This is a genomic window from Streptomyces sp. NL15-2K (assembly GCF_030551255.1).
GTDB lineage: Bacteria > Actinomycetota > Actinomycetes > Streptomycetales > Streptomycetaceae > Streptomyces.
Genome location: NZ_CP130630.1, coordinates 8,870,402 through 8,891,731, shown reverse-complemented (window position 1 = coordinate 8,891,731; position 21,330 = coordinate 8,870,402). Strand labels below are relative to the sequence as shown.

General features: G+C 69.1%; 15 protein-coding genes. 6 read left to right on the top strand and 9 right to left on the bottom strand.

What is annotated here, in order from left to right; translation table 11 throughout:
• Positions 1–66: 66 nt before the first annotated feature.
• The 4 genes from Q4V64_RS39835 (at position 67) to Q4V64_RS39820 (ending at position 6,510) form a co-directional block, all read left to right on the top strand.
• The gene (locus Q4V64_RS39835) at positions 67–1,284 is read left to right on the top strand and encodes an acetyl-CoA C-acyltransferase (RefSeq protein ID WP_124438559.1); all 1,218 of its coding nucleotides are present in this window, start codon (positions 67–69) and stop codon (positions 1,282–1,284) included.
• Entirely contained in the window at positions 1,281–3,410 is a 2,130-nt protein-coding gene (locus tag Q4V64_RS39830) for a 3-hydroxyacyl-CoA dehydrogenase NAD-binding domain-containing protein (RefSeq protein ID WP_124438560.1), read from the top strand. Before Q4V64_RS39835 ends, Q4V64_RS39830 begins: the two co-directional genes overlap by 4 nt.
• 183 nt (positions 3,411–3,593) lie before the next feature.
• A complete protein-coding gene (locus Q4V64_RS39825; RefSeq protein ID WP_124438561.1) occupies positions 3,594–5,030 on the top strand; it encodes a cellulose binding domain-containing protein in 1,437 nt (478 codons plus the stop codon).
• 16 nt (positions 5,031–5,046) lie between these two features.
• Positions 5,047–6,510: a polysaccharide deacetylase family protein gene (locus tag Q4V64_RS39820; protein WP_253266826.1), complete on the top strand. Its 1,464-nt coding sequence runs from the start codon at positions 5,047–5,049 to the stop codon at positions 6,508–6,510.
• 58 nt (positions 6,511–6,568) lie between these two features.
• On the opposite strand, the gene Q4V64_RS39815 is transcribed toward Q4V64_RS39820, so the two are convergent.
• The 3 genes from Q4V64_RS39815 to Q4V64_RS39805 form a co-directional block, all read right to left on the bottom strand.
• Positions 6,569–8,287 carry a glycosyltransferase gene (locus Q4V64_RS39815; protein ID WP_124438562.1) on the bottom strand — a complete coding sequence of 573 codons (1,719 nt, stop codon included), beginning with the start codon at positions 8,285–8,287 and terminating at the stop codon, positions 6,569–6,571.
• Positions 8,284–9,555, bottom strand: a complete 1,272-nt coding sequence (locus tag Q4V64_RS39810) for a nucleotide sugar dehydrogenase (RefSeq protein ID WP_124438563.1) — start codon at positions 9,553–9,555, stop codon at positions 8,284–8,286. Before Q4V64_RS39810 ends, Q4V64_RS39815 begins: the two co-directional genes overlap by 4 nt.
• A gap of 234 nt (positions 9,556–9,789) precedes the next feature.
• Positions 9,790–10,806, bottom strand: a complete 1,017-nt coding sequence (locus Q4V64_RS39805; protein WP_124438564.1) for a hypothetical protein — start codon at positions 10,804–10,806, stop codon at positions 9,790–9,792.
• Positions 10,807–10,958: 152 nt separating this feature from the next.
• Here Q4V64_RS39805 and Q4V64_RS39800 point away from each other — a divergent pair, with 152 nt between their 5' ends.
• A complete protein-coding gene (locus Q4V64_RS39800; protein WP_124438565.1) occupies positions 10,959–11,849 on the top strand; it encodes an NAD(P)-dependent oxidoreductase in 891 nt (296 codons plus the stop codon).
• A 277-nt stretch (positions 11,850–12,126) separates the two neighbouring features.
• Entirely contained in the window at positions 12,127–12,498 is a 372-nt protein-coding gene (locus Q4V64_RS39795; RefSeq protein WP_124438566.1) for an NTP pyrophosphohydrolase, read from the top strand.
• 120 nt (positions 12,499–12,618) lie between these two features.
• On the opposite strand, the gene Q4V64_RS39790 is transcribed toward Q4V64_RS39795, so the two are convergent.
• From Q4V64_RS39790 to Q4V64_RS39765, 6 genes are all read right to left on the bottom strand, one after another.
• Entirely contained in the window at positions 12,619–14,142 is a 1,524-nt protein-coding gene (locus tag Q4V64_RS39790; RefSeq protein WP_124438567.1) for an amino acid permease, read from the bottom strand.
• A gap of 158 nt (positions 14,143–14,300) precedes the next feature.
• Complete coding sequence (dxs, locus tag Q4V64_RS39785; protein ID WP_124438568.1) at positions 14,301–16,229, bottom strand: 1-deoxy-D-xylulose-5-phosphate synthase; 1,929 nt, start codon at positions 16,227–16,229, stop codon at positions 14,301–14,303.
• Between the two features lie 212 nt (positions 16,230–16,441).
• Entirely contained in the window at positions 16,442–17,761 is a 1,320-nt protein-coding gene (locus Q4V64_RS39780; protein ID WP_124438569.1) for a sugar ABC transporter permease, read from the bottom strand.
• Entirely contained in the window at positions 17,758–18,546 is a 789-nt protein-coding gene (locus Q4V64_RS39775; RefSeq protein WP_124438570.1) for an ATP-binding cassette domain-containing protein, read from the bottom strand. Before Q4V64_RS39775 ends, Q4V64_RS39780 begins: the two co-directional genes overlap by 4 nt.
• 234 nt (positions 18,547–18,780) lie before the next feature.
• Positions 18,781–19,863, bottom strand: coding sequence for a substrate-binding domain-containing protein (locus Q4V64_RS39770; RefSeq protein ID WP_124438587.1), 1,083 nt, complete (start codon positions 19,861–19,863; stop codon positions 18,781–18,783).
• A 132-nt stretch (positions 19,864–19,995) separates the two neighbouring features.
• The gene (locus tag Q4V64_RS39765) at positions 19,996–21,195 is read right to left on the bottom strand and encodes an ROK family transcriptional regulator (RefSeq protein WP_124438571.1); all 1,200 of its coding nucleotides are present in this window, start codon (positions 21,193–21,195) and stop codon (positions 19,996–19,998) included.
• Between the last annotated feature and the right edge of the window lie 135 nt (positions 21,196–21,330).

Sequence of the window (21,330 nt, the reverse complement as noted above, 5' to 3'; positions counted from 1 at the left end):
ATGGGTTCTGAGCGCGCGCTCAGCGCATCGCAGCAGTGCAGATCCCGCACCTGGAGGAGAGCCATCGTGCCTCGTACCGTCAGGGACGTCGTCTTCGTCGACGGCGTCCGCACCCCGTTCGGCAAGGCGGGCCCGAAGGGCATCTACCACGAGACCCGCGCCGACGACCTTGTCGTGAAGGCGATCCGGGAGCTGCTGCGCCGCAACCCCGGTCTCGACCCGAAGAAGATCGACGAGGTCGCCATCGCCGCGACCACGCAGATCGGTGACCAGGGCCTCACCCTCGGCCGCACGGCCGGCATCCTCGCCGGTCTCCCGCAGTCGGTGCCCGGCTACTCCATCGACCGCATGTGCGCGGGCGCCCTGACCGCCGTGACCACCACGGCCGGCTCCATCGCCTTCGGCGCCTACGACGCCGTCATCGCCGGCGGTGTCGAGCACATGGGCCGCCACCCCATGGGCGAGGGCGTGGACCCGAACCCGCGGTTCGTCAGCGAGAAGCTGGTCGACGAGTCCGCCCTGTTCATGGGCATGACCGCCGAGAACCTGCACGACCGCTACCCGCACATCACCAAGCAGCGCGCCGACGAGTACGCGGTGCGCTCGCAGGAGAAGGCCGCCAAGGCGTACGCCAACGGCAAGATCCAGGCGGACCTGGTGCCGATCTCCGTACGTCGCACCAACGCGGAAGCCGGCGAGACGGGCTGGGGCCTGGTCACCGCCGACGAGCCGATGCGCCCGGGCACCACCCTGGAGAACCTGGCCGGTCTCAAGACCCCGTTCCGTGTGCACGGCCGGGTCACCGCCGGTAACGCGGCCGGTCTGAACGACGGCGCCACCGCCTCGATCATCGCCTCCGAGGACTTCGCCCGCGAGAACGACCTGCCGGTGAAGATGCGCCTGGTCTCCTACGCCTTCGCGGGCGTCGAGCCCGAGGTCATGGGCTACGGCCCGATCCCGGCGACCGAGAAGGCCCTCGCCAAGGCCGGCCTGTCGATCGAGGACATCAACCTCTTCGAGATCAACGAGGCCTTCGCCGTCCAGGTCCTGGCCTTCCTCGACCACTACGGCATCGCCGACGACGACGAGCGCGTCAACCAGTACGGCGGCGCCATCGCCTACGGTCACCCGCTGGCCTCCTCCGGCGTCCGCCTGATGACGCAGCTGGCCCGCCAGTTCGAGGAGCAGCCGAACGTCCGCTACGGCCTGACCACGATGTGCGTCGGCTTCGGCATGGGCGCCACCGTCATCTGGGAGAACCCGCACTTCGAGGGGGACAAGTGAGCACCACCGCTGAGCTGTTGAAGGGTGCGTCCGACCTCTTCCCGGACGAGGTCGTCACGAGTGCGCACGTACGCCACCTGGATCTGCCGTTCAATGCTGGTCGTTTCGCCCTGATCACGCTGGACAACGGCCTGGACCACACCAAGCCGACCACCTTCGGCCCGGCCTCGCTGGCGAACCTCAACACCGCCCTCGACCAGGTCGAGAAGGAGGCCGCGGCCGGGGAGATCGTCGGTGTCGGCATCACCGGCAAGCCGTTCATCTTCGCGGTCGGCGCCGACCTCAAGGGCGTCGAACTGCTGAAGAGGCACGAGGACGCGCTCGCCATCGGCAAGGGCGGCCACGAGGTCTTCAAGCGCCTGGCGGCCCTCGCCGTCCCGACCTTCGCGTACTACAACGGCGCGGCCATGGGCGGCGGCGTCGAGGTCGGCCTGCACTGCCAGTACCGGACCGTCTCGAAGGCCATCGCGGCCTTCTCCCTCCCCGAGGTGTTCCTCGGCCTGGTGCCCGGCTGGGGCGGATGCGCGCTGCTGCCGAACCTGATCGGCGCCGACAAGGCCGTCTCGGTCATCATCGAGAACTCCCTCAACCAGAACAAGCAGCTCAAGGGCCGGCAGGTCTTCGACCTCGGCATCGCCGACGCCCTCTTCGAGGGCGCGGACTTCCTGGAGCAGTCGCTGATCTGGACGGCTCAGGTGCTGAAGGGCGACATCGAGGTCGAGCGCCCGGTGATCGACCGCGGCGAGGCCTGGGACCAGGCCGTCGCCAAGGGCCGGTTCATCGCGGACAGCAAGGTGCACGGGGCCGCTCCGGCCGCCTACCGCGCCCTCGACATCATCGCCGCCGCCAAGAACGGCGACCTTCAGCAGGGCTACGACGCCGAGGACAAGGCGCTCGCCGACCTGATCATGGGTGGCGAACTGCGTGCCGGTATCTACGCGTTCAACCTGGTGCAGAAGCGCGGCAAGCGGCCGGCCGGCGCACCCGACAAGAACCTCGCGCGTCCGGTCACCAAGGTGGGCGTCGTCGGTGCGGGCCTGATGGCCTCGCAGCTCGCGCTGCTCTTCCTGCGCCGCCTGGAGGTGCCGGTCGTGCTGACCGACATCGACCAGGAGCGCGTCGACAAGGGTGTGGGCTACGTCCACGCGGAGATCGACAAGCTGCTCGGCAAGGGCCGTATCAACCAGGACAGGGCCAACCGCCTCAAGGCGCTGGTCACCGGTGTGCTGGACAAGGCCGAGGGCTTCGCGGACGCGGACTTCATCATCGAGGCCGTGTTCGAGGAGATGGGCGTCAAGCAGAAGGTGTTCGCGGAGGTCGAGGCGGTCGCTCCGGCGCACGCGGTCCTCGCCACCAACACCTCCTCGCTGTCGGTCACGGAGATGGCGTCGAAGCTGAAGAACCCCGAGCGGGTCGTCGGCTTCCACTTCTTCAACCCGGTCGCCGTGCTGCCGCTGCTGGAGATCGTCCGCGGCGAGACGACCGACGAGGCCTCGCTGGCCACGGCGTTCGCCGTCGCCAAGAAGCTGAAGAAGACGGCGGTGCTGGTCAAGGACGCCCCGGCGTTCGTCGTGAACCGCATCCTGACCCGCTTCATGGGCGAGATCCAGAACGTCATCGACGAGGGCACCCCGGTCGACGTCGCCGAGCGCGCCGTCGAACCGCTGGGTCTGCCGATGTCGCCGCTGGTGCTGCTGGAGCTGGTCGGCCCGGCGATCGGGCTGCACGTGTCCGAGACGCTCAACAAGGCGTTCCCGGACCGCTTCACGGTCTCCCCCAACCTCAAGGCGGTCGTCGAGGCGGGCAAGCGCGGTTTCTACGTCTACGACAGCGGCAAGCCGGAGCTGGACCCGGAGGTCGCCGCGCTGCTGAAGCAGGGCGACACCGTGCTGACCGAGGAGCAGGTGCGGGCGCGGGTGTTGGACGCGGTGGCGCAGGAGATCGGCCTGATGCTCGACGAGGGCGTCGTCGCCGAGGCCCAGGACATCGACCTCTGCCTGATCACCGGTGCGGGCTGGCCCTTCCACCTGGGCGGCATCACGCCGTACCTGGACCGCGAGGGTGTCTCCGAGCGCGTGAACGGCAAGAAGTTCCTGGCTCCGGGCGTGGCGAGCGTCCCGGCGTAACGCGTCATCCCTGGTCGCCTCTGGTCACCTCTGAGGGGGGTGGGGCGCATGGTAACGATCCATGCGCCCCACCCCCTTTCCCATGCCGGGAAGGATAGGATCCTCACACAATCCGACCACTTGTTTACATTGCCCTGACGGTTGTGACACCCGCGCCGCTCAGTGTCGTGCGAAGGAGTTCCCGTGGCGACCACCCGCCGCCGCCCACCCCGACGTCGGGTCTGGCCCAAGATCAGGCTGCTGCTGTTGATCTGTGTGGTCGCCGCCGGCGCCACGGCGCTGTATCCCGTGTGGAAGGCGGCGAACCCGGACCCGCCGGAGCTCACCGTCCGCTACCGCACCGACACCCCGGACACGGCCGAGGTGGCCAAGCCGTCCATCGAAGTGCTCAACGACTCGAAGAAGCCGCTGCCACTCGCCGATGTGACCCTGCGGTACTACTTCACCGCGGACGGGGACTCGCCGTACGCCTTCAACTGCGTCCAGGCCGCCGTCGGCTGCTCGAACATCTCCGGGACCGTCACGAAGCTCGACAAGTCCGCCGAGCACGCCGACCACTACCTGGAGCTCCGGTTCACCCAGGCCGCCGGCACGCTGAAGCCCGGCGGCAACAGCAAGGGCATCGACGTCCAGCTCTTCCGCGCCGACCACAAGGAGCTGGACCAGTCCAACGACCGCTCCTTCGACGGCGAGAAGACCACCTACAAGTCGTCGAAGACGGTCACGGCCTACAAGCGGGGCGTCCTCGCCTGGGGCGACGAGCCGGACAGCGGCGGTGAGAAGGGGGCGTCGGCCAAGGCGTCCGCCGCGCCCGCCCCGGTGCCGGACGCCCCGGCCGGGGTGCTGTTCGACAACTTCAACTACACCGGCGCCAAGGACCCCGCGCTGTTCAAGCACGGCTGGCTGGTGCGCAGCAGCAAGGGCGGCCCCGGCATCGACGACACCTGGTCGGCCGACGGGGTCACGTTCCCGGGCGAGAAGGACGCCCTGGCCGAAGGCCAGGTGCTCAACCTGCGCGCCTCCACCGACGGCACCAAGTCCGGCACGCGGCAGGCGAGCCTGGGCACCGCGAGCCGCGAGTTCCGCAGCGGCACGTACGCCGCCCGGATCCACTTCAGCGACGACCCGACCGAGGGCGAGGGCGGCGACCACGTCAACCAGACCTTCTACACCATCGGCGGCAGCGGCAAGACGTACAGCGAGCTCGACAACGAGTACCTGCCGAACGGCGGTTGGGGCCGGCTCGGCCCCAAGCTCGACACGGTGAGCTGGTACGACCACGAGTCGAACGACCGCGTCTACACCACGACGAACAAGAGCCTCGCCGGCTGGCACACCATGATGATCACCGTCAAGGACGACGTGGTGACCTACCGCATGGACGGCAAGAAGCTCTTCACCAGCAGCGGCAAGTACGCCCCGCGCTCGGGCATGTCGGTCAACTTCAACCACTGGTTCGTCGATCTGCCGTTCAAGGGTGACCGTGCGTGGGACATGAAGGTGGACTGGCTGTACTACAACGCCAAGGACGTCTTGACCGTCAAGGAAGTCGACACCGCGGTCAAGGAATACAGCGACAACGGCATGAACTACTTCGACACCGTTCAGGCGTCTCGTTGAGCAAGGAGCAACCTCGTTGAGCAAGAAGCAACACCGTGGCCGGGACGGCGCGCTGAGCCGGCGCGCCGCGCTGCTCATGGGCGGCACGGGAGGTGTGGCGCTGGCAGGCGGCGGCGCCTGGCTGGGCAGCGTGGCGGCCCAGCCCGCGGCCGCCCCTGCGGCGGCCGAGGCGGCCATCGGCGGCCTCACCACGCCCCCGGCCTACGCCCCGTCGGGACGCCGCCCCAAGCACCGCCGGGCCACCTGGTCCCAGCAGTTCCAGGCCTCGCACGGCTGGACTCCGGGGGGCACGGGCACGGCGTCGGCCGAGGCGAACGACACGTCCGCCTTCGTGCGCGGGACCCAGTCGGTCCGCGTCACCACCAACGGCACCGGCAAGCAGTCGTACGTCCGCAAGACCGGGATGACCGCGCTGAACCTGACCAACAAGATGATCAGGCTGGTTTTACGGGTCGACGACGTGACCAACCTGTCCAAGCTGGTCTTCTACCTGGGCAGCGGCTCCCTCGCGAACCACTTCGCCTGGACGTTCCACGCCCACTCCAAGACGGCGGCCAACTACGTCCAGTCCGGGGAGTGGGTGACGGTCCACCTGCAGTGGGCCGACGTCACCAGCGCGGCCGGAACGTACTCCCTCTCCGCCTCCGGCACGCCGTCCACCAAGACCGGCTTCACCGACATGTCGTTCGCCGTGTACGACAACGCGGGCGGTCCGGTGACCTACCGGCTGCAGGCCGTCGAGGTGATACCGGACACCGCCACGGTCTTCCCCAAGGGCGTCGTCTCCATCACGTTCGACGACTCCCACAAATCGGTCCATGACCTGGCCCGGCCGGTGATGGACCAGTTCGGCTACTCCGGCACGGTCTACAACATCGCCGACGCGATCGGCACCGGCAGCTTCCTGACGGTCGGCCAGATGCGCTCGATGCAGGACTACTCGGGCTGGGAGATGGCCGGGCACTCCTACGCGAACGCCACCCACACCGCCAGCTATCCCAAGCTCACCGCGGAGCAGGCGGACGACGACTTCCGCAAGCTGCGCGAGTGGCTGGTGGGCAACGGCTTCTCCAGCGAGCACTTCGCCTACCCGCACGGAGCGTTCCAGAAGACGTCGGACGGCGTTCCGGTGGACCTGATCGCGAGCCGGCACTTCACCACGGCCCGCTCGATCATCTCCGAGACGATCGAGTCCTTCGCCCCGGCGATGCCTTACCGCCTCAAGGCGCTGACCGGCATCAACGACGGCACGGGCATCGGCGGTACGGCGCTGTCGAAGGTGACCGGCGCGGGCGGCCGGCTCGACCGCTGCGCGAACAGCGGTGACTGGCTCATCCTGTGCCTGCACAAGGTCGTCGACGGCGCTCCGGCGACCAGCACGGAGATCGGCAAGGCCGGCCTCGCCGCACTGATGAAGGCGATCGACGACCGGGGCATCCAGGTGCTGACGGTCGAGGAGGCGATGGCCTACTACACGTGAGGCCTGCCGACGAGAAGAGGGGCGGCCGTACGGCCGCCCCTCTTCTGTGTCTTGCTGCTTACCAGCCCTGTCCGTGCCCCTGGCCGTTGCCCTGCTGCCAGGACGGGTCCGCATAGCCGCCCTGCTGCTGAGGGTTGTACCCCTGTTGGTAGGGATCAGCGGCCCACTGCTGCTGTCCGGCCGGTGCCGGCGTCCCCCAGGTCACGGGCTGCTGGGGAGCATGCACGTGCTGCTGCTCGTCGTAGCCGGGCAGCGGCTGCGGCTGGGTGGGGATGGCGCCTGTCGGGCGGGGCCGGGTGCGCAGGGCCACGCCCTCCAGGCGCATCAGCTGGAGCGTCTCGGTGACCTTCTTGTCGGAGTACGGGTCCTCTTCCTCGAAGATCTCCGTCACATCGGCCTCGTGGTCGCCGGCCACGGACACCTCGACGCCGCCCTGTCGGGTGCCCCAACTGCCCTTGTGCAGGGTGAACAGGGCGTAGAAGCGCAGCGGGGTCAGCAGCGTCAGCTGGATCACGCCGTAGATCGGCGCGAGCAGGAACATGCCGAACCGCTTGATGAAGCCCATGCCGCGGCGCGGGAAGTCGAGGTACCGCACGTTGCGCAGGTACCCCATGAGGACCATGAAGGTCAGGTAGTCCCCGATGTGGTTGACGAACCGGTCCGGGTGGATGATCGGCAGGATGACCATCGAGTAGAACATCGCCGAGCCGAAGACCAGCCACAGCGCCAGTTCCATGCAGGTCAGCCAGAACGCCGGGCGGTACTTCTTCTGGTGCCGGAAGGCCCACAGGGACTCGCGGAAGAAGGACTTGTTCCAGCGGACCTGCTGGCGCAGGAAGTGCGGCAGCTTCTCGGGGACGGCCGTGTAGCCGACGGCGGTCTCCTGGAAGACGACCTGGCCTTCCATCAGGCAGTAGTTGGTCATGCGGCGGTCGTCGCCGAAGACGGCCGGCTTGCCCAGGAACTGCTGGTTGAGGAAGTCCGGCAGGTACTTGCGCACCAGCGTGCCGCGGTAGGCGGAGAGCGCGCCGCAGCAGCACAGGACCGACTTCAGGCGCGAGTACGCGGCCCGCTCGAAGAGGAAGGAGTTGCCGTAGCGCAGGTCTTGGAGGCGCGTGAAGATGTTGCTGTCGTGGTTGAGCGCGAGGACCATGCCCGTGGAAGCCATGATCTTCTCGTCGGCCAGCGGGAGCAGCAGCTCGCGGACGGTGTCCCGGGACAGGACCGTGTCCGAGTCGACGCACAGGAAGATGTCCGAGTACGGCGCGGCCTCGAAGCCCAGCGCGAGCGCCTCGCGCTTGCCCTTGTTCTCGGGCTGCACGCTGACCGTGTACTTGACGCCCTTGGCCTCGAACTCGCGGCGCATCTTCTTCGCGGCCCTGATGCCGGAGTCGTTGGCGCTGGCGTCGTCGATGATGTGGATCTCGTTGGGCAGGCGGCTCTGCGCGAGGAGGCTGCGCATGCCCTGCTCGAACATCACCGGGTCCTCGTTGTAGATCGGGATGACCGCGGTGACCCAGGTGTTCTCCAGGTACTCCAGCTCCTCCCGCCCGGCCTTGGCCGGACGGTAGAAGAGGGCGCCGAACATCTTCAGGGCCAACAGGCCCATGGCGCCCATCGAGTACAGGTGCAGGGAGCCGGCGTTGAGCCGGGTGGCGATCAGCGCGGCCAGGCCGAGGAAGACGAAGTACGAGACCTTCAGGTGCCGGCGCTTGCGGTGTGCTCGACGGCCACCGGAGTCGACGGCTCCGGGTATGAACGTATCTTCCGAAGTCACAGCTTGACCACCCGCGGGTGATCGGCGGACTTGCCCCGGGTGTCGAAGAGCGCCCGGGCACGGTCGGCGAGCGCGTCCAGGTCTATCTCGCGGTGCGGCTGGAGCAGGATGGTGAGGTCGGCGGATGCGGCCTCGGTGAGGTAGTCGTCGACGCTCCGCACGCTCGCGCCGCCGACCTGCCAGTCCTCGACGCGCGGGTCGAAGTAGACGAGGTCGGCGCCGCGCGCGAGGAGGTTCTCCGCGACGGCCATCGCCGGGCTCTCGCGCTGGTCGGAGATGTCCGGCTTGTACGTCACGCCGAGCAGCAGGACGCGGGAGCCGCGGACCGCCTTGCCCTGGTCGTTCAGCATGTCGGCCGCGCGGTTGACCACGTGCACCGGCATGCGCTGGTTGATCTCCTGCGCCAGCTCCACGAAGCGGAACGGGATGCCCAGCGAACGGACCTTGTACGACAGGTAGTTGGGGTCGATCGGGATGCAGTGGCCGCCGACGCCCGGGCCCGGGTAGAAGGGGGCGAAGCCGAAGGGCTTGGTGGAGGCGCAGCGGATCGCGTCCCACAGGTCGACGCCGATCTCGCGGCAGAACATCGACATCTCGTTGACGAGCGCGATGTTGACGTGCCGGTAGGTGTTCTCCAGGAGCTTGGCCATCTCGGCCTCGCGGGTGCCCTTGGCCTCCACGACGCGGCTCACGAAACGCTCGTAGAGGGCACGGGCGGCCTTGGTGCAGTCGGCGGTGATGCCGCCGACGACCTTCGGCGTGTTCTCCAGGCCGAAGGAGGCGTTGCCCGGGTCGATGCGCTCCGGGGAGAAGGCGAGGTGGAAGTCGGTGCCGACGCGCAGACCTCCGGCCTCCAGGCGCGGGCGGACGACCTCGTCCGTGGTGCCCGGGTACGTCGTCGACTCCAGCACCACGAGCGTGCCGGCCCTGAGGTGGGTCGCGATGTCGTCCACGGCGGCGTGCACCGCGCCGAGGTCGGGGGCGCCGTGGTCGGTGAGCGGGGTCGGGACGCATACGACGACCGCGGCACAGTCCGCGATGGCCTCGGCCCGGTCCGTGGCCTCGAAGCCCTGCTCGAGCATGGCGCTGACTTCGGCGTCGGTGATGTCGTCCACGTGCGAGCGCCCGGCGTTCAGCCCGTCGACCACGCGTCGGCTGCGGTCGAGACCCACCACCTTCAGGCCCGCCGCGGCGGCGGACCGGGCCAGTGGCAGCCCCACGTAGCCGAGTCCGACAACGACAAGATCCACCGTGGAGGATCTGCTCACGACAAGTCCCAACCCCGTTCCGGCGTCAGCCGGGTGCCGGTGCTACATCGGTCTCCCGATAATTCGAACAAACGCAGGGAGGCTAGCAAGCATTTTCACCTTTTAACCACAGCTTCTTAAAGTTTCCTGAGTGCCACTCGTCACGCATCGGCCCATACAACCCTCCATGCCCTTCGTGTGTCTCAGGTCCCTGATACGCCACGCGCCCCGGAACCGGGGCGTGCTGCGCGGGCGTCAGACCGGCCGCCAGGCCCGCAACGCCAGGCCCGGCTCGTCCTTGCGGCGGGTCAGGAGCAGCTGTCCACTCGCCGGGGAGAGCGTGGCCGCGACCACCCGGTCGTCCTCGTCCACCGCCAGGGACACCTCGGCGTCCGCGGGGAGTTGGGGGCCCGACTCGGTCCACCAGGCGCCGGCCGACTCCTGCTCGGTGGGGTACGCGGCGAAGGCGACCCGGCCGCCCTCCGAGCGCTGGGCGAGCAGCGTGCAGTCGTGGCCGTCGAGTTCGCAGCGGACGGCGGAGACCGGGCCGGGCCCGGCGGAGGCGATCAGGGTGACCGGTTTGCCGCCGGGCCGCCAGGCGCACAGGTCGCCGGAGGTGTCGGTGTAGAAGAGGGTGGTGCTCTCCGGGGAGGTGGCGAGGGCGTGCAGGGTGCCGGGGCGGACCGGGGCCTCGATCGCCTCCTCCAGGACGGGCTCTGCGCCCGGCTTCTCCTGCCGCCAGTGCAGGATGCCGCCGGGGACGGCCGCGTACAGCTCGACGTGTCCGGACTCCCCCGTCACGGCCGCCAACTCCTCCTGTACGTCACGCCCCTTGAGGTCGCGCCACGGGCCCCAGCCGCCCTTCTCCTTCTGGCCGAGCATGCTCACGCCGCCGCCCTTGTTGCGGACGAAGACATGGGCGCGGCCCTGGGCGTCGACCGCGACGGCGGGCGTGCCGGTGCGCTCACCCTTCTTGTCGGGGTGCCCGATCGGGCTCCAGTCCAGGGCGGCGAGCCGGGGCCGGAAGTGCGTGGAGTGGACGAGGCCGGACTCGCCGCGGGCGGTGGGCCGCCAGGAGACCAGATGGGCGTAGCCGTCGGCGCCCTGGCCGACCGCGAGCACGGAATGCAGCTTCTGGTCGCCGCCCACGCGACGGGGCGCGTCCCACGGGCCGCCGGGTCCGCACTCCGCTCGGCACAGGACGGCGTCGCCCGCGGGCAGATACACACTGAGCCGGCCGTCGCGGCCGCGGATGAGCCAGTCGCCGTTCACCAGTTCACTTTAAGCAGAGGTGAGGGCGGGGCGCGTTCCGACCCCCGGCTGTCCACCGTCGAGGCCCGGAGCGGCAGGCTGTACGAGAAGACGTACGAGCGGCCGTATCAGACGCTGTACGAGAAGACGTACGAGAACAGGAAGCCGACGTCATGACCGACACCCCCACCGTGAGCGTCCTGGGCACCGGGATCATGGGGGCCGCGATGGCCCGCAACCTCGCCCGCGCCGGGCACACCGTCCGCGCCTGGAACCGCACCCGCGCCAAGGCCGAACCCCTCGCCGCCGACGGCATTGAAATCACCGACACCCCCGCCCAGGCCGTCCAGGGCGCCGACATCGTCCTGACCATGCTGTACGACGGTCCGGCCGCCCTGGGTGCCATGCGTGAGGCCGCGCCCGCGCTGCGCTCCGGCGCCGCGTGGGTGCAGTCGACGACCGCCGGCATCGAGGCGATCGGTGAGCTGGCCGGCTTCGCCCGCGAGCACGGTCTGGTCTTCTTCGACGCGCCGGTGCTGGGCACCCGGCAGCCCGCCGAGGCGGGACAGCTGCTCGTCCTGGCCGCCGGTCCCAGCGAGCACCGGGGAGCCGTCGAGCCCGTCCTCGACGCCGTCGGCGCGCGCACGGTGTGGACCGGCGAGGACGGCGCGGCCGGCAGCGCGACCCGGCTGAAGCTGGTGGCCAACAGCTGGGTCATCGCCGCCACCAACGCGGCCGGCGAGGTCCTGGCGCTGTCGAAGGCACTGGACGTGGATCCGCAGAACTTCTTCGACGCCATCGCCGGTGGCCCGCTCGACATGGGCTACCTGCGGGCGAAGGCCGGGCTCGTCCTCAACGACCAGCTGTCCCCGGCGCAGTTCGGAGTGGCCACGGCCGCCAAGGACGCCCGTCTGATCGTGGAGGCGGGCGAGCGGTACGGCGTCCGGCTCGACGTGGCCGCGGCGGGCGCGGCGCGGCTGGAGCGGGCTGCCGCGCAAGGGCATGGCGAGGAGGACATGGCCGCGGCGTACTTCGCCAGCTTCGACGGCAAGACGGAGGACTGAGAGCCTGTGTCACATCCCCGGCCGGATCAGCGCACGTCGTCTGGTGCGTGCGATCGCAAGGCGCCGGAGCGCCCTCGATGGGGGTCCCCCCGCGCGAGGTTGTTCGAGCGTGGGGGAGGAGCCACGTGGGCGTTTCGGCAACGCGGCATGGGGGTCCCCCGCTCGAGCGGAGCCGAGAGTGGGGGAGTGCGTGCCAGGCGGCGGGCGCCCGGCCGGGGATGTGACACAGGCTCTGAGGCGGCCTGCTCCGGCGCACCGGCCGTGGGACCCTGACCGTATGGACGACGACTCCCCCCTGCTCGTGATCGTGGACGCCGCGAACGTCGTCGGGTCGGTACCTGACGGTTGGTGGCGGGACCGGCGGGGGGCCGCGGAGCGGCTGCGGGACCGGCTGGCGGTGGACGGTGTGCCGGGGCACGCGGGGCCCGTGGAGGTCGTCCTCGTGGTCGAGGGGGCGGCGCGTGGCGTGGAGTCGGTGCCGGGGGTGCGGGTGGAGTCGGCGCCGGGGAGTGGGGACGATCACATGGTCGAGCTGGTGGCGGGTGCGGGTGAGCAGCCTGTTCTGGTCGTCACGGCGGATCGGGAACTGCGGGGGCGGGTGCGGGAGTTGGGAGCGGATGTGGTGGGGCCGCGGGCCGTTCGGCCGTGAGGTGCGCGGACTGACGGCGTCGGCTGGGCCGGGTGACAAGGTGCCGCCCTCCGACACGTTGCCCGGCCTCGCAGTTCACCAACAAAAGGGACATACGGGGCCGGTGAGGGATCCTCTCGGTTACTCGGTGTCGCCGGGCTTCGGTTTCATCACGTCGCCGACCGTGGTCTCCGCCTGCCGGCCGAGGCGGCTGTGGGAGCGGCCGTAGAGGAAGTAGACGAGGAAGCCGGCCGCCATCCAGATGCCGAACCGGACCCAGGTCTCGGCGGGCAGGTTCAGCATCAGCCACAGCGAGGCGCACACCGACAGGATCGGGATGAGCGGCACCCACGGCGTGCGGAAGGCCCGGTGCAGGTCGGGGCGCGTCCTGCGGAGGATGAGCACGCCGATCGCGACGACCACGAAGGCGAACAGGGTGCCGATGTTCACGAGCGCCGCGAGTTCGTTCAACGGGGTGAAGCCCGCGAGGATCGCGATGACCACGCCGAGCAGGATGGTCGGGCGGTGCGGGGTCTTGAAGCGCGGGTGGACGTGGGAGAAGAAGCGGGGCAGCAGTCCGTCGCGGCTCATCGCGAAGAAGACGCGGGTCTGGCCCAGGAGCAGGATCATGCAGACGGTCGTCAGGCCGACCGCCGCGCCGAAGCTGATGAATCCCGCGTACCAGGGGTGCCCGGTGGCCTTGAACGCGTCGGCGAGCGGCGCGTCGACGGACAGTTGGCTGTAGTGCTGCATGCCGGTCACGACGATCGACACGGCGACGTACAGGGTCGTGCAGATGAGGAGGGAGCCGAGGATGCCGCGCGGCATGTCGCGCTGCGGGTTCCTGGTCTCCTCGGCGGCCGTGGCCACCACGTCGAAGCCGATGAAGGCGAAGAAGACGACGGAGGCGGCGGTGAAGATGCCCATCACGCCGAAGTTGGAGGGCGCCCAGCCGAACAACAGCTGGATCAGCGGGGCTTGGAGGCTCTCCCCCGGCGGCACGTCCTGCGGCTTCGGGATGAACGGGTCGTAGTTGTCGCCCTTGATGAAGAAGGCGCCCGCGATGATCACCACGAGGACGACCGTCACCTTGATGGCGACGACGAGCGTGGTGATCCGCGCGGACAGCTTCATGCCGAGGACGAGGATGCCGGTGAGCACCAGGACCAGGGCGGCGGCGAGGATGTCGAAGCCGAAGCCGTCGGCGCCCTCTCTGCTGCCCAGCGCCGCGGGCATCTCCCAGCCCGCGTTGTCCATGAGCGACTGGATGTAGCCGGACCAGCCGACGGCGACCACCGCCGTGCCGAGCGCGAACTCCAGGACCAGGTCCCAGCCGATGATCCAGGCGGGCAGTTCACCGAGGGAGGCGTACGAGAAGGTGTAGGCGGAGCCGGCCACCGGGACCGTGGAGGCGAACTCGGCGTAACAGAGCGCGGCGAGCGCGCAGACGACGCCGGCCGCGGCGAAGGCCAGGGCGACGGAGGGTCCGGCGTTGTTCTTGGCCACCGTGCCGGTGAGGACGAAGATGCCGGTGCCGATGATGACGCCGACGCCGAAGACGGTCAGATCCAGCGCGGACAAGGATTTCTTGAGCGCGTGTTCTGGTTCCTCGGTATCGAGGATGGACTGCTCGACCTTCTTCGTCCGGAAGAGGGTGCTGCTCACGGGTACCTCCCACGCTGTGTCGTCCTCGACATGATCGAGAGGGGGCGTAGTCCGTATGCCCCGGCGCGGGCGGATTCACGCGAACGGGCCGCGTCCGCCACTGTGAAGAGTGGGGGACGCGGCCCGTTCGGGCATGCTGTTCGGCGTGTCGCGTCGCGTCAGTCGCGCGCGGGCTCCACCGAGTCGACCTGGGCGGCCGTGCTGCCGTACCGGCCGTCCAGCTTGGAGACCAGTCCGGTGACCTGGCGGGCGATGTCGGGTGCGGTGAGCCCGATCTCGGCCATGACCTCGGCGCGGGAGGCGTGGTCGAGGAAGCGCGGTGGGATGCCGAAGTCGCGCAGCGGGACGTCGACGCCCGCGTCGCGCAGGGCCTGCGCGATCGTCGAGCCGACGCCGCCGACACGGGAGTTGTCCTCGACGGTGACGACCACGCGGTGCCGCTCGGCGAGCGGGGCCATGGCCTCGTCGACGGGCTTGACCCAGCGGGGGTCGACGACGGTGGTGGAGATGCCCTGCTTGTCGAGGAGGGAGGCGATCTCCAGGCACATGGGGGCGAGGGCACCGACCGAGACCAGGAGCACGTCGGGGGTGTCGGTGCCGGGTTCGCGCAGCACGTCCATGCCGCCCACACGGCCCACAGCGGGTACGGCGGGACCGACGGCGCCCTTCGAGAAGCGCACCACGGTGGGCGCGTCGTCGACCTCGACGGCCTCTCGCAGCTGCGCGCGCACCTGGTCGGCGTCGCGCGGCGCGGCCAGCCGGAGCCCCGGCACGACCTGGAGGATCGACATGTCCCACATGCCGTTGTGGGAGGCGCCGTCGGTGCCGGTGACGCCGGCCCGGTCCAGGACGAACGTCACACCGCACTTGTGCAGGGCGACGTCCATCAGTACCTGGTCGAAGGCACGGTTGAGGAAGGTGGCGTACACGGCGAAGACCGGATGCAGACCGCCCGTGGCGAGGCCCGCCGCGGAGACGGCACCGTGCTGCTCCGCGATGCCGACGTCGTAGATGCGGTCCGGGAAGGCGTCCGCGAACTTCTTCAGGCCGACCGGCTGCAGCATCGCCGCGGTGATCGCGACGATGTCCTCGCGCTCCTTGCCGAGTTCGACCATCTCCTCGCCGAAGACGGAGGTCCAGTCGGCGCCCGAGGCCTTGATGGGCAGGCCCGTGTCGGGGTGGATGGGGCCGATGCCGTGGAAGCGGTCGGCCTCGTCCTGGAGGGCGGGCTGGTAGCCGCGGCCCTTCTCGGTCAGGCAGTGCACGATGACGGGGCCACCGAACCGCTTGGCGCGCGCGAGCGCCGACTCCAGGGCCTCGATGTCATGGCCGTCGATCGGCCCGACGTACTTCAGGCCGAGGTCCTCGAACATGCCCTGCGGCGCGATGAAGTCCTTCAGTCCCTTCTTCGCCCCGTGCAGGGTCTCGTAGAGCGGCCTGCCGACGACCGGGGTGCGCTCGAGCACCTCCTTGGTCCGGGCGAGGAACCGCTCGTAGCCGTCGGTGGTGCGCAGGGTCGCCAGGTGGTTCGCGAGGCCGCCGATGGTGGGGGCGTACGACCGCTCGTTGTCGTTGACGACGATGACCAGCGGGCGGTCCTTGGCGTCGGCGATGTTGTTGAGGGCCTCCCAGGCCATACCGCCGGTCAGGGCGCCGTCACCGATCACGGCGACCACGTGGTCGTCGCGTTCGAGGATCTGGTTGGCCTTCGCGATGCCGTCGGCCCACCCCAGGACCGTCGACGCGTGGCTGTTCTCGATGACGTCGTGCTCGGACTCGGCCTGCGAGGGATAGCCGGACAGGCCGCCCTTCTTCTTCAGCTTGGAGAAGTCCTGACGGCCGGTGAGCAGCTTGTGCACGTAGGACTGGTGACCGGTGTCCCAGAGCACCTTGTCCTTGGGCGAGTCGAACACCCTGTGCAGGGCGATGGTGAGCTCGACCACACCGAGGTTGGGGCCGAGGTGGCCGCCGGTCTTGGAGACGGCGTCGACGAGGAAGGTCCGGATCTCCTCTGCCAGCTGGTCCAGCTGCTCCAGGCTGAGCCGGTCCAGATCACGCGGTCCCCTGATGCGGGTCAGCAGCGGCACCCGTGCCTCCTTGCAGTAGAGCTGATCGAGCTGTTTCCGGGCTTGTTGAGTCTAATGTTCCGCCTTTGCGAACGGCGCCCGGGCGGTGCGTCGTACATCACGCGTCGGCTGTACCCAAGATGGGCCGCACTTACGACATGACTGTGCCCGGCACCGCGATCGGTACCGGGCACGGGTTCTTTCAAAGGGCGGAACCGCAGCACGCCAAGGGGCTACGCGCGCCCCGCCGCCTTCTGACTCTTGCGGGAGACGGAGTCGATGACGACCGCACCCAGCAGCACCGCGCCGGTGATCATGTACTGGATCGAGGTGTTCATGTTCAGCAGGTCAAGACCCGTCTGGATCGACTGAATCACCAGCATGCCCAGCAGCGCCGACCACACGGACCCGCGCCCACCGAAGAGGCTCGTACCGCCGATGACGGCGGCGGCGATCGCCAGCATCAGCGTGTTGCCGCCGCCCGACGTCAGCGACGCACTCTGCGTCTGCCCGGCGAAGAACATCCCGCCGATCGCCGCGAACCCACCCGCGATGGCGAACACGGTGATCCGCACCAGCGACACGTTGATGCCCGCACGCCGCGCCGCCTCGACCCCGCCGCCGACCGCGAACACCTTGCGGCCGAACGGCGTACGCCGCAGCACGAAGTCCACGATCACCAGGCAGGCGAGGAAGATCACCAGCGCGTTGGACACACCGGCGGAGGAGTTCAGGACGTATGCGGCGACGAACGCGGCCACGGCGAGCGCGCCGACGCGCAGAGCGATCTCGCCGGTGGTACGGAAGGGCACCCCGGCGGCCTTGCGGCGGCGCTGCTCGATGAGCGAGCCGGCGAGCAGGGAGGCGACCCCGAGTCCGGCCAGCAGGTAGGCGCCGATGATGGCCTGGTCCATGAAGAAGGAGCGCTGCCCGAGGAGGTGCACCGGGCCGGTGTCCGGGATGTTGATGGTGCCGGTCGAGCCGAGCAGCCACAGCATCAGGCCGTTCCAGCCGAGGAAGCCGGCCAGCGTCACCACGAAGGCCGGTACACCGATCTTGGCGAAGAACCAGCCGTGCAGCGTACCGACGCCGACCCCGATCAGGACGGTCAGGACCAGGCTGAGCCAGGCGTTCATGTCGTGATTGACCACGAACACGGCGAACAGGGTGGACGCGAGGCCGCTGACGGAGGCGACGGACAGGTCGATCTCGCCGAGCAGCAGCACGAACACCAGGCCGATGGCGAGCATGCCGGTGGCCGACAGGTAGAAGCTGATGTTGGACAGGTTCTCGGCGCTGAGGAACCGGTCGTTCTGCACTTGGAAGATCGTCCAGATGACGATCAGGCCGACGACGACCGGCAGGGAGCCGAGCTCGCCGCCCTTCAACTTCCGCTTGAACTCGGTCCAGTAGCCCTTCAGGCCCTCTTCGCGGATCAGCAGACGCGGGTCGACGACGGTGACCGGTGCGGCCGTGGGGTCGTCCGCCGGGGCGACGGTCTGCTGGGACACCGGCTCCGGTTCCTGCTTCACGGTCTTGGACGTGTCACTCACTTTGCCGCCTCCGTGGTGCGCCCCGCACGACGGGTCACGGCGTTGTCCGTGGCACCGGTGATCGCGGCGATGATCTCTTCGTGGGTGGTGTCCTTCACCGAGAAGGACCCGTTGTTCTTGCCCAGGCGCAGGACGGCGACGGTGTCCGCGACCGCCTTGACGTCGGCCATGTTGTGGCTGATGAGGATGACGCCGAGGTCCCGCTCGCGCAGCCGCTCGACGAGGTCGAGGACCTGCGCGGTCTGCTCGACGCCCAGGGCGGCGGTGGGCTCGTCGAGGATGACGACCTTGGGGTCACCGATCAGGGCGCGGGCGATGGCGACAACCTGGCGCTGGCCACCGGAGAGGCTCGCGATCGGGATGCGCACGCTCGGGATGCGGATGGAGAGCGTGGCCAGCAGCTCGCGGGCGTTCTTCTCCATCGTCACCTCGTCGATGATGCCGCGGCGCAGCAGTTCCCGACCGAGGTAGAGGTTGCCGACGACATCGAGGTTGTCGCACAGCGCGAGGTCCTGGTAGACGGTCGCGATGCCCAGTCCCTGGGCGTCGTTCGGCTTGTCGATGCTGACCGGCTTGCCCTCCCACTCGATGACGCCCTCATCGATGGGGTGCACACCCGCGATCGTCTTGACCAGGGTGGACTTTCCTGCGCCGTTGTCGCCGACCAGGGCGACGACTTCTCCGGCGTGAACCTCCAGTTCGACATCGGTGAGGGCCTGCACCGCACCGAATCGCTTGGAGACTCCGCGCAACGCCAACACGGGCGTAGCGGACACGTGAACCATCTCCTTCGCCGCCTGACCGGCGGGGATGCCGCGCTTGGGGGAACGCGCGGAAAGTTGTGCTCGAAGCATCGATTGACAAGAAGCATCGATTGACAAGAGGAACATGCGCACGGCCGATGCCAGTTGGCAACGGGTGCGTGCGTCATGTCTTCCGTCCGGTGCCCGCCCCGCAGCGGGGTCTGGAGGTGGGGCGGGCACCGGACAGGCTCTGCGACCTGCCCCTGGGGGCGGCGACTACTGCAGACCGGCGGTCTTGCAACTGGCGGCGAAGGCCCCGGCACAGATCTCGGCGACGGTGTAGAGCTTGTCCTTGACCACCGTGTCCTTGATGTTGTCCTTGGTGAGCGTGACCGGGGTCAGCAGCTGCGAGGGCACCTCGTCGCCGGAACCACTGGTCTGCTTCGTGGTGGCCAGGGAGTCGATGCTCTTGTCCTCAAGCAGGTTGACGGCCAGCTGGGCGGCCGCTTCGGCCTCCGGCTTGTACGCCTTGTAGATGGTGCTTGACTGGGTGCCGGCGAGAATCCGCTGGATGCTGGTGAGTTCCGCGTCCTGACCGGTCAGCGGGATGTCGCTGATCCCGGCGCCCTTGAGGACGGTGGCGATGCCGCCGGCCATGGCGTCGTTGGCGGAGTAGACGCCCGCGATGTTCTTCGCGCCCAGCTGCGTGATGGCGGCGGACATCTTCTGGGCGGCGATCTTGTCGTCCCAGTCGCCGGCCTGCTCGTAGGCGATGTCGACCTTGCCGTCGAGGACCTTGTGGGCGCCCTTCTTGAACAGCCCGGCGTTCGGGTCGGAGGCCAGACCGTTGATCATGACGACCTTGGACTTCGGGGTGGCCTTGGCGCCCATGGCGTCGAGCAGGGACTGGCCCTGAAGCTCGCCGACCTTTTCGTTGTCGAAGGACACGTACGCGGAGACGGGACCCTGGGCGAGACGGTCGTAGGCGATGACCTTGATGCCCTTGTCGACGGCGGCCTGGATGGACGACTTGATGGCGGCGGAGTCCACGGCGCTGATCGCGATGACCTTGACGCCCTTGGTGATCATGCTGCTGACCTGCTGGGCCTGGGTGGCCGCGCTGCCCGCCGCGTTGGCGTACTCCAGCTTGCAGTCGGCGCAGAGCGCCTTGACCTTGTCATCGAAGTACGGCTTGTCGAACTTGGCGTACCGAGTGGTGACACTGTCGGGCAGCAGCAGGCCTATCGACTTGGTGTCCGAGCTGCCACTGCTGTCCGAATCGTCGCCACCGGCCTTGCCGCAAGCGGCGGCCGAGAAGGCGAGGGCCGAGACCACAACAGCAACGGCGGCGCGACGCATACGCGTGTTCACTTAGAAACCTCCCTGACGAGGCCGCGACATTGCGACCGAGGTGGCTGGAAGTCAACTCGGCCATACGTGCGACGTCAAGAAGTAAATCCTTAACGGGTTGGCAACGGTGCCATCCGTTTTCTAAGTGAAGGCAGGGGTGGCAGCGTGCAGCGTGCTGTCCAAAAGGGTTGAATCACCCATCTCACTGAGGGCGAGCGCGAGTGCTCCGAGAACCTCGGCGCGGCCGCCAAGGGCCCCGGGAAGAATGGAGAGTTGGCGCGCCGCACTGGGAATGGCATAGCGGCCGACGGACTCCCGGATCGGCCCGAGCACCAGCTCACCGGCTTCGGCGAGATCACCGCCGAGGACGACTCGGCTCGGGTTCAACAGATTGCAAAGGTTGGCGACTCCACTGCCGATGTGACGGCCGACGTCAGCGATCACCCGGCGGCAGCCCGGGTCTCCGTCCCGCGCCAGCCGTACGACGCCCTCCATCGTCAGGTCGGTGCCGTGGCTGGACTGGAGCAGCGGCAGTACGTAGCGCGCGGCCGCGAAGGTCTCCAGGCAGCCGCGGTTCCCGCAGCGGCAGACAGGGCCGGATTCGTCGAGCGTAATATGTCCGATTTCCCCCGCTGTGCCGCCGGGGCCCCGGTAGATCTTGCCGTTGATCACCAGGCCCGCGCCGACACCGCTCGCGACCTTGATGTACGCCAGGTCCCGCACCCCCCGGCCGCTGCCCCAGACCAGCTCGCCGAGGGCGCCGAGGTTGGCGTCGTTGTCCACGTGCACCGGCACGCCGAGCCGCCCGCGCAGCTCCTCGGCGGGCTTGGTGCCGGTCCAGCCGGGCAGGATGGCGGTCGAGCCCAGCGTGCCGGACTCGACGTCGATCGGGCCGGGGACGCCCAGGCCCACGCCGGCGATCTTGGTGCGGTCCACCCCGGTGGCCTCGATCAGCCGGGTGACCAGTTGTTCCGCCCGGTCGAAGCCCTGCGCGGCGGAGGCGTCCACGTCCAGCGGCTCGGCCTCCTCGGCGAGCACCTGGTGGGCGAGGTTGCCGACCGCCACCCGCAGATGGGTGTGCCCGAAGTCGACGCCGATGACGATGCCGGCGTCCCCGCTCAGGGAGACGCTGCGGGCCCGGCGTCCGCCCGCCGATGTGGGCGTGACCTCGACGGTTCCGCCGTCCTTGAGCTCGCGCACGATGTTGGACACGGTCGCCGCGGACAGGCCCGTCGTCCGCGCGATCTCCGCCTGCGTGAGCGACCCGGCCAGCCGCACGGCTCGGACGACCCGCTCCAGGTTGGCTCGGTGCAGCGACGACTGCGACCCTGGAGTCTCCACGACGACCTCCTGCGCACGGGACCGCTTCGACGAGGCCCCGTATATGTCCAACTAGTGAACTCTAAGCTGAGCCGTTCGGGTCCCCTCCCGTCAAGAGGTTGAACTGCATCCGCGTCTTTGCACACAGCGATGGAG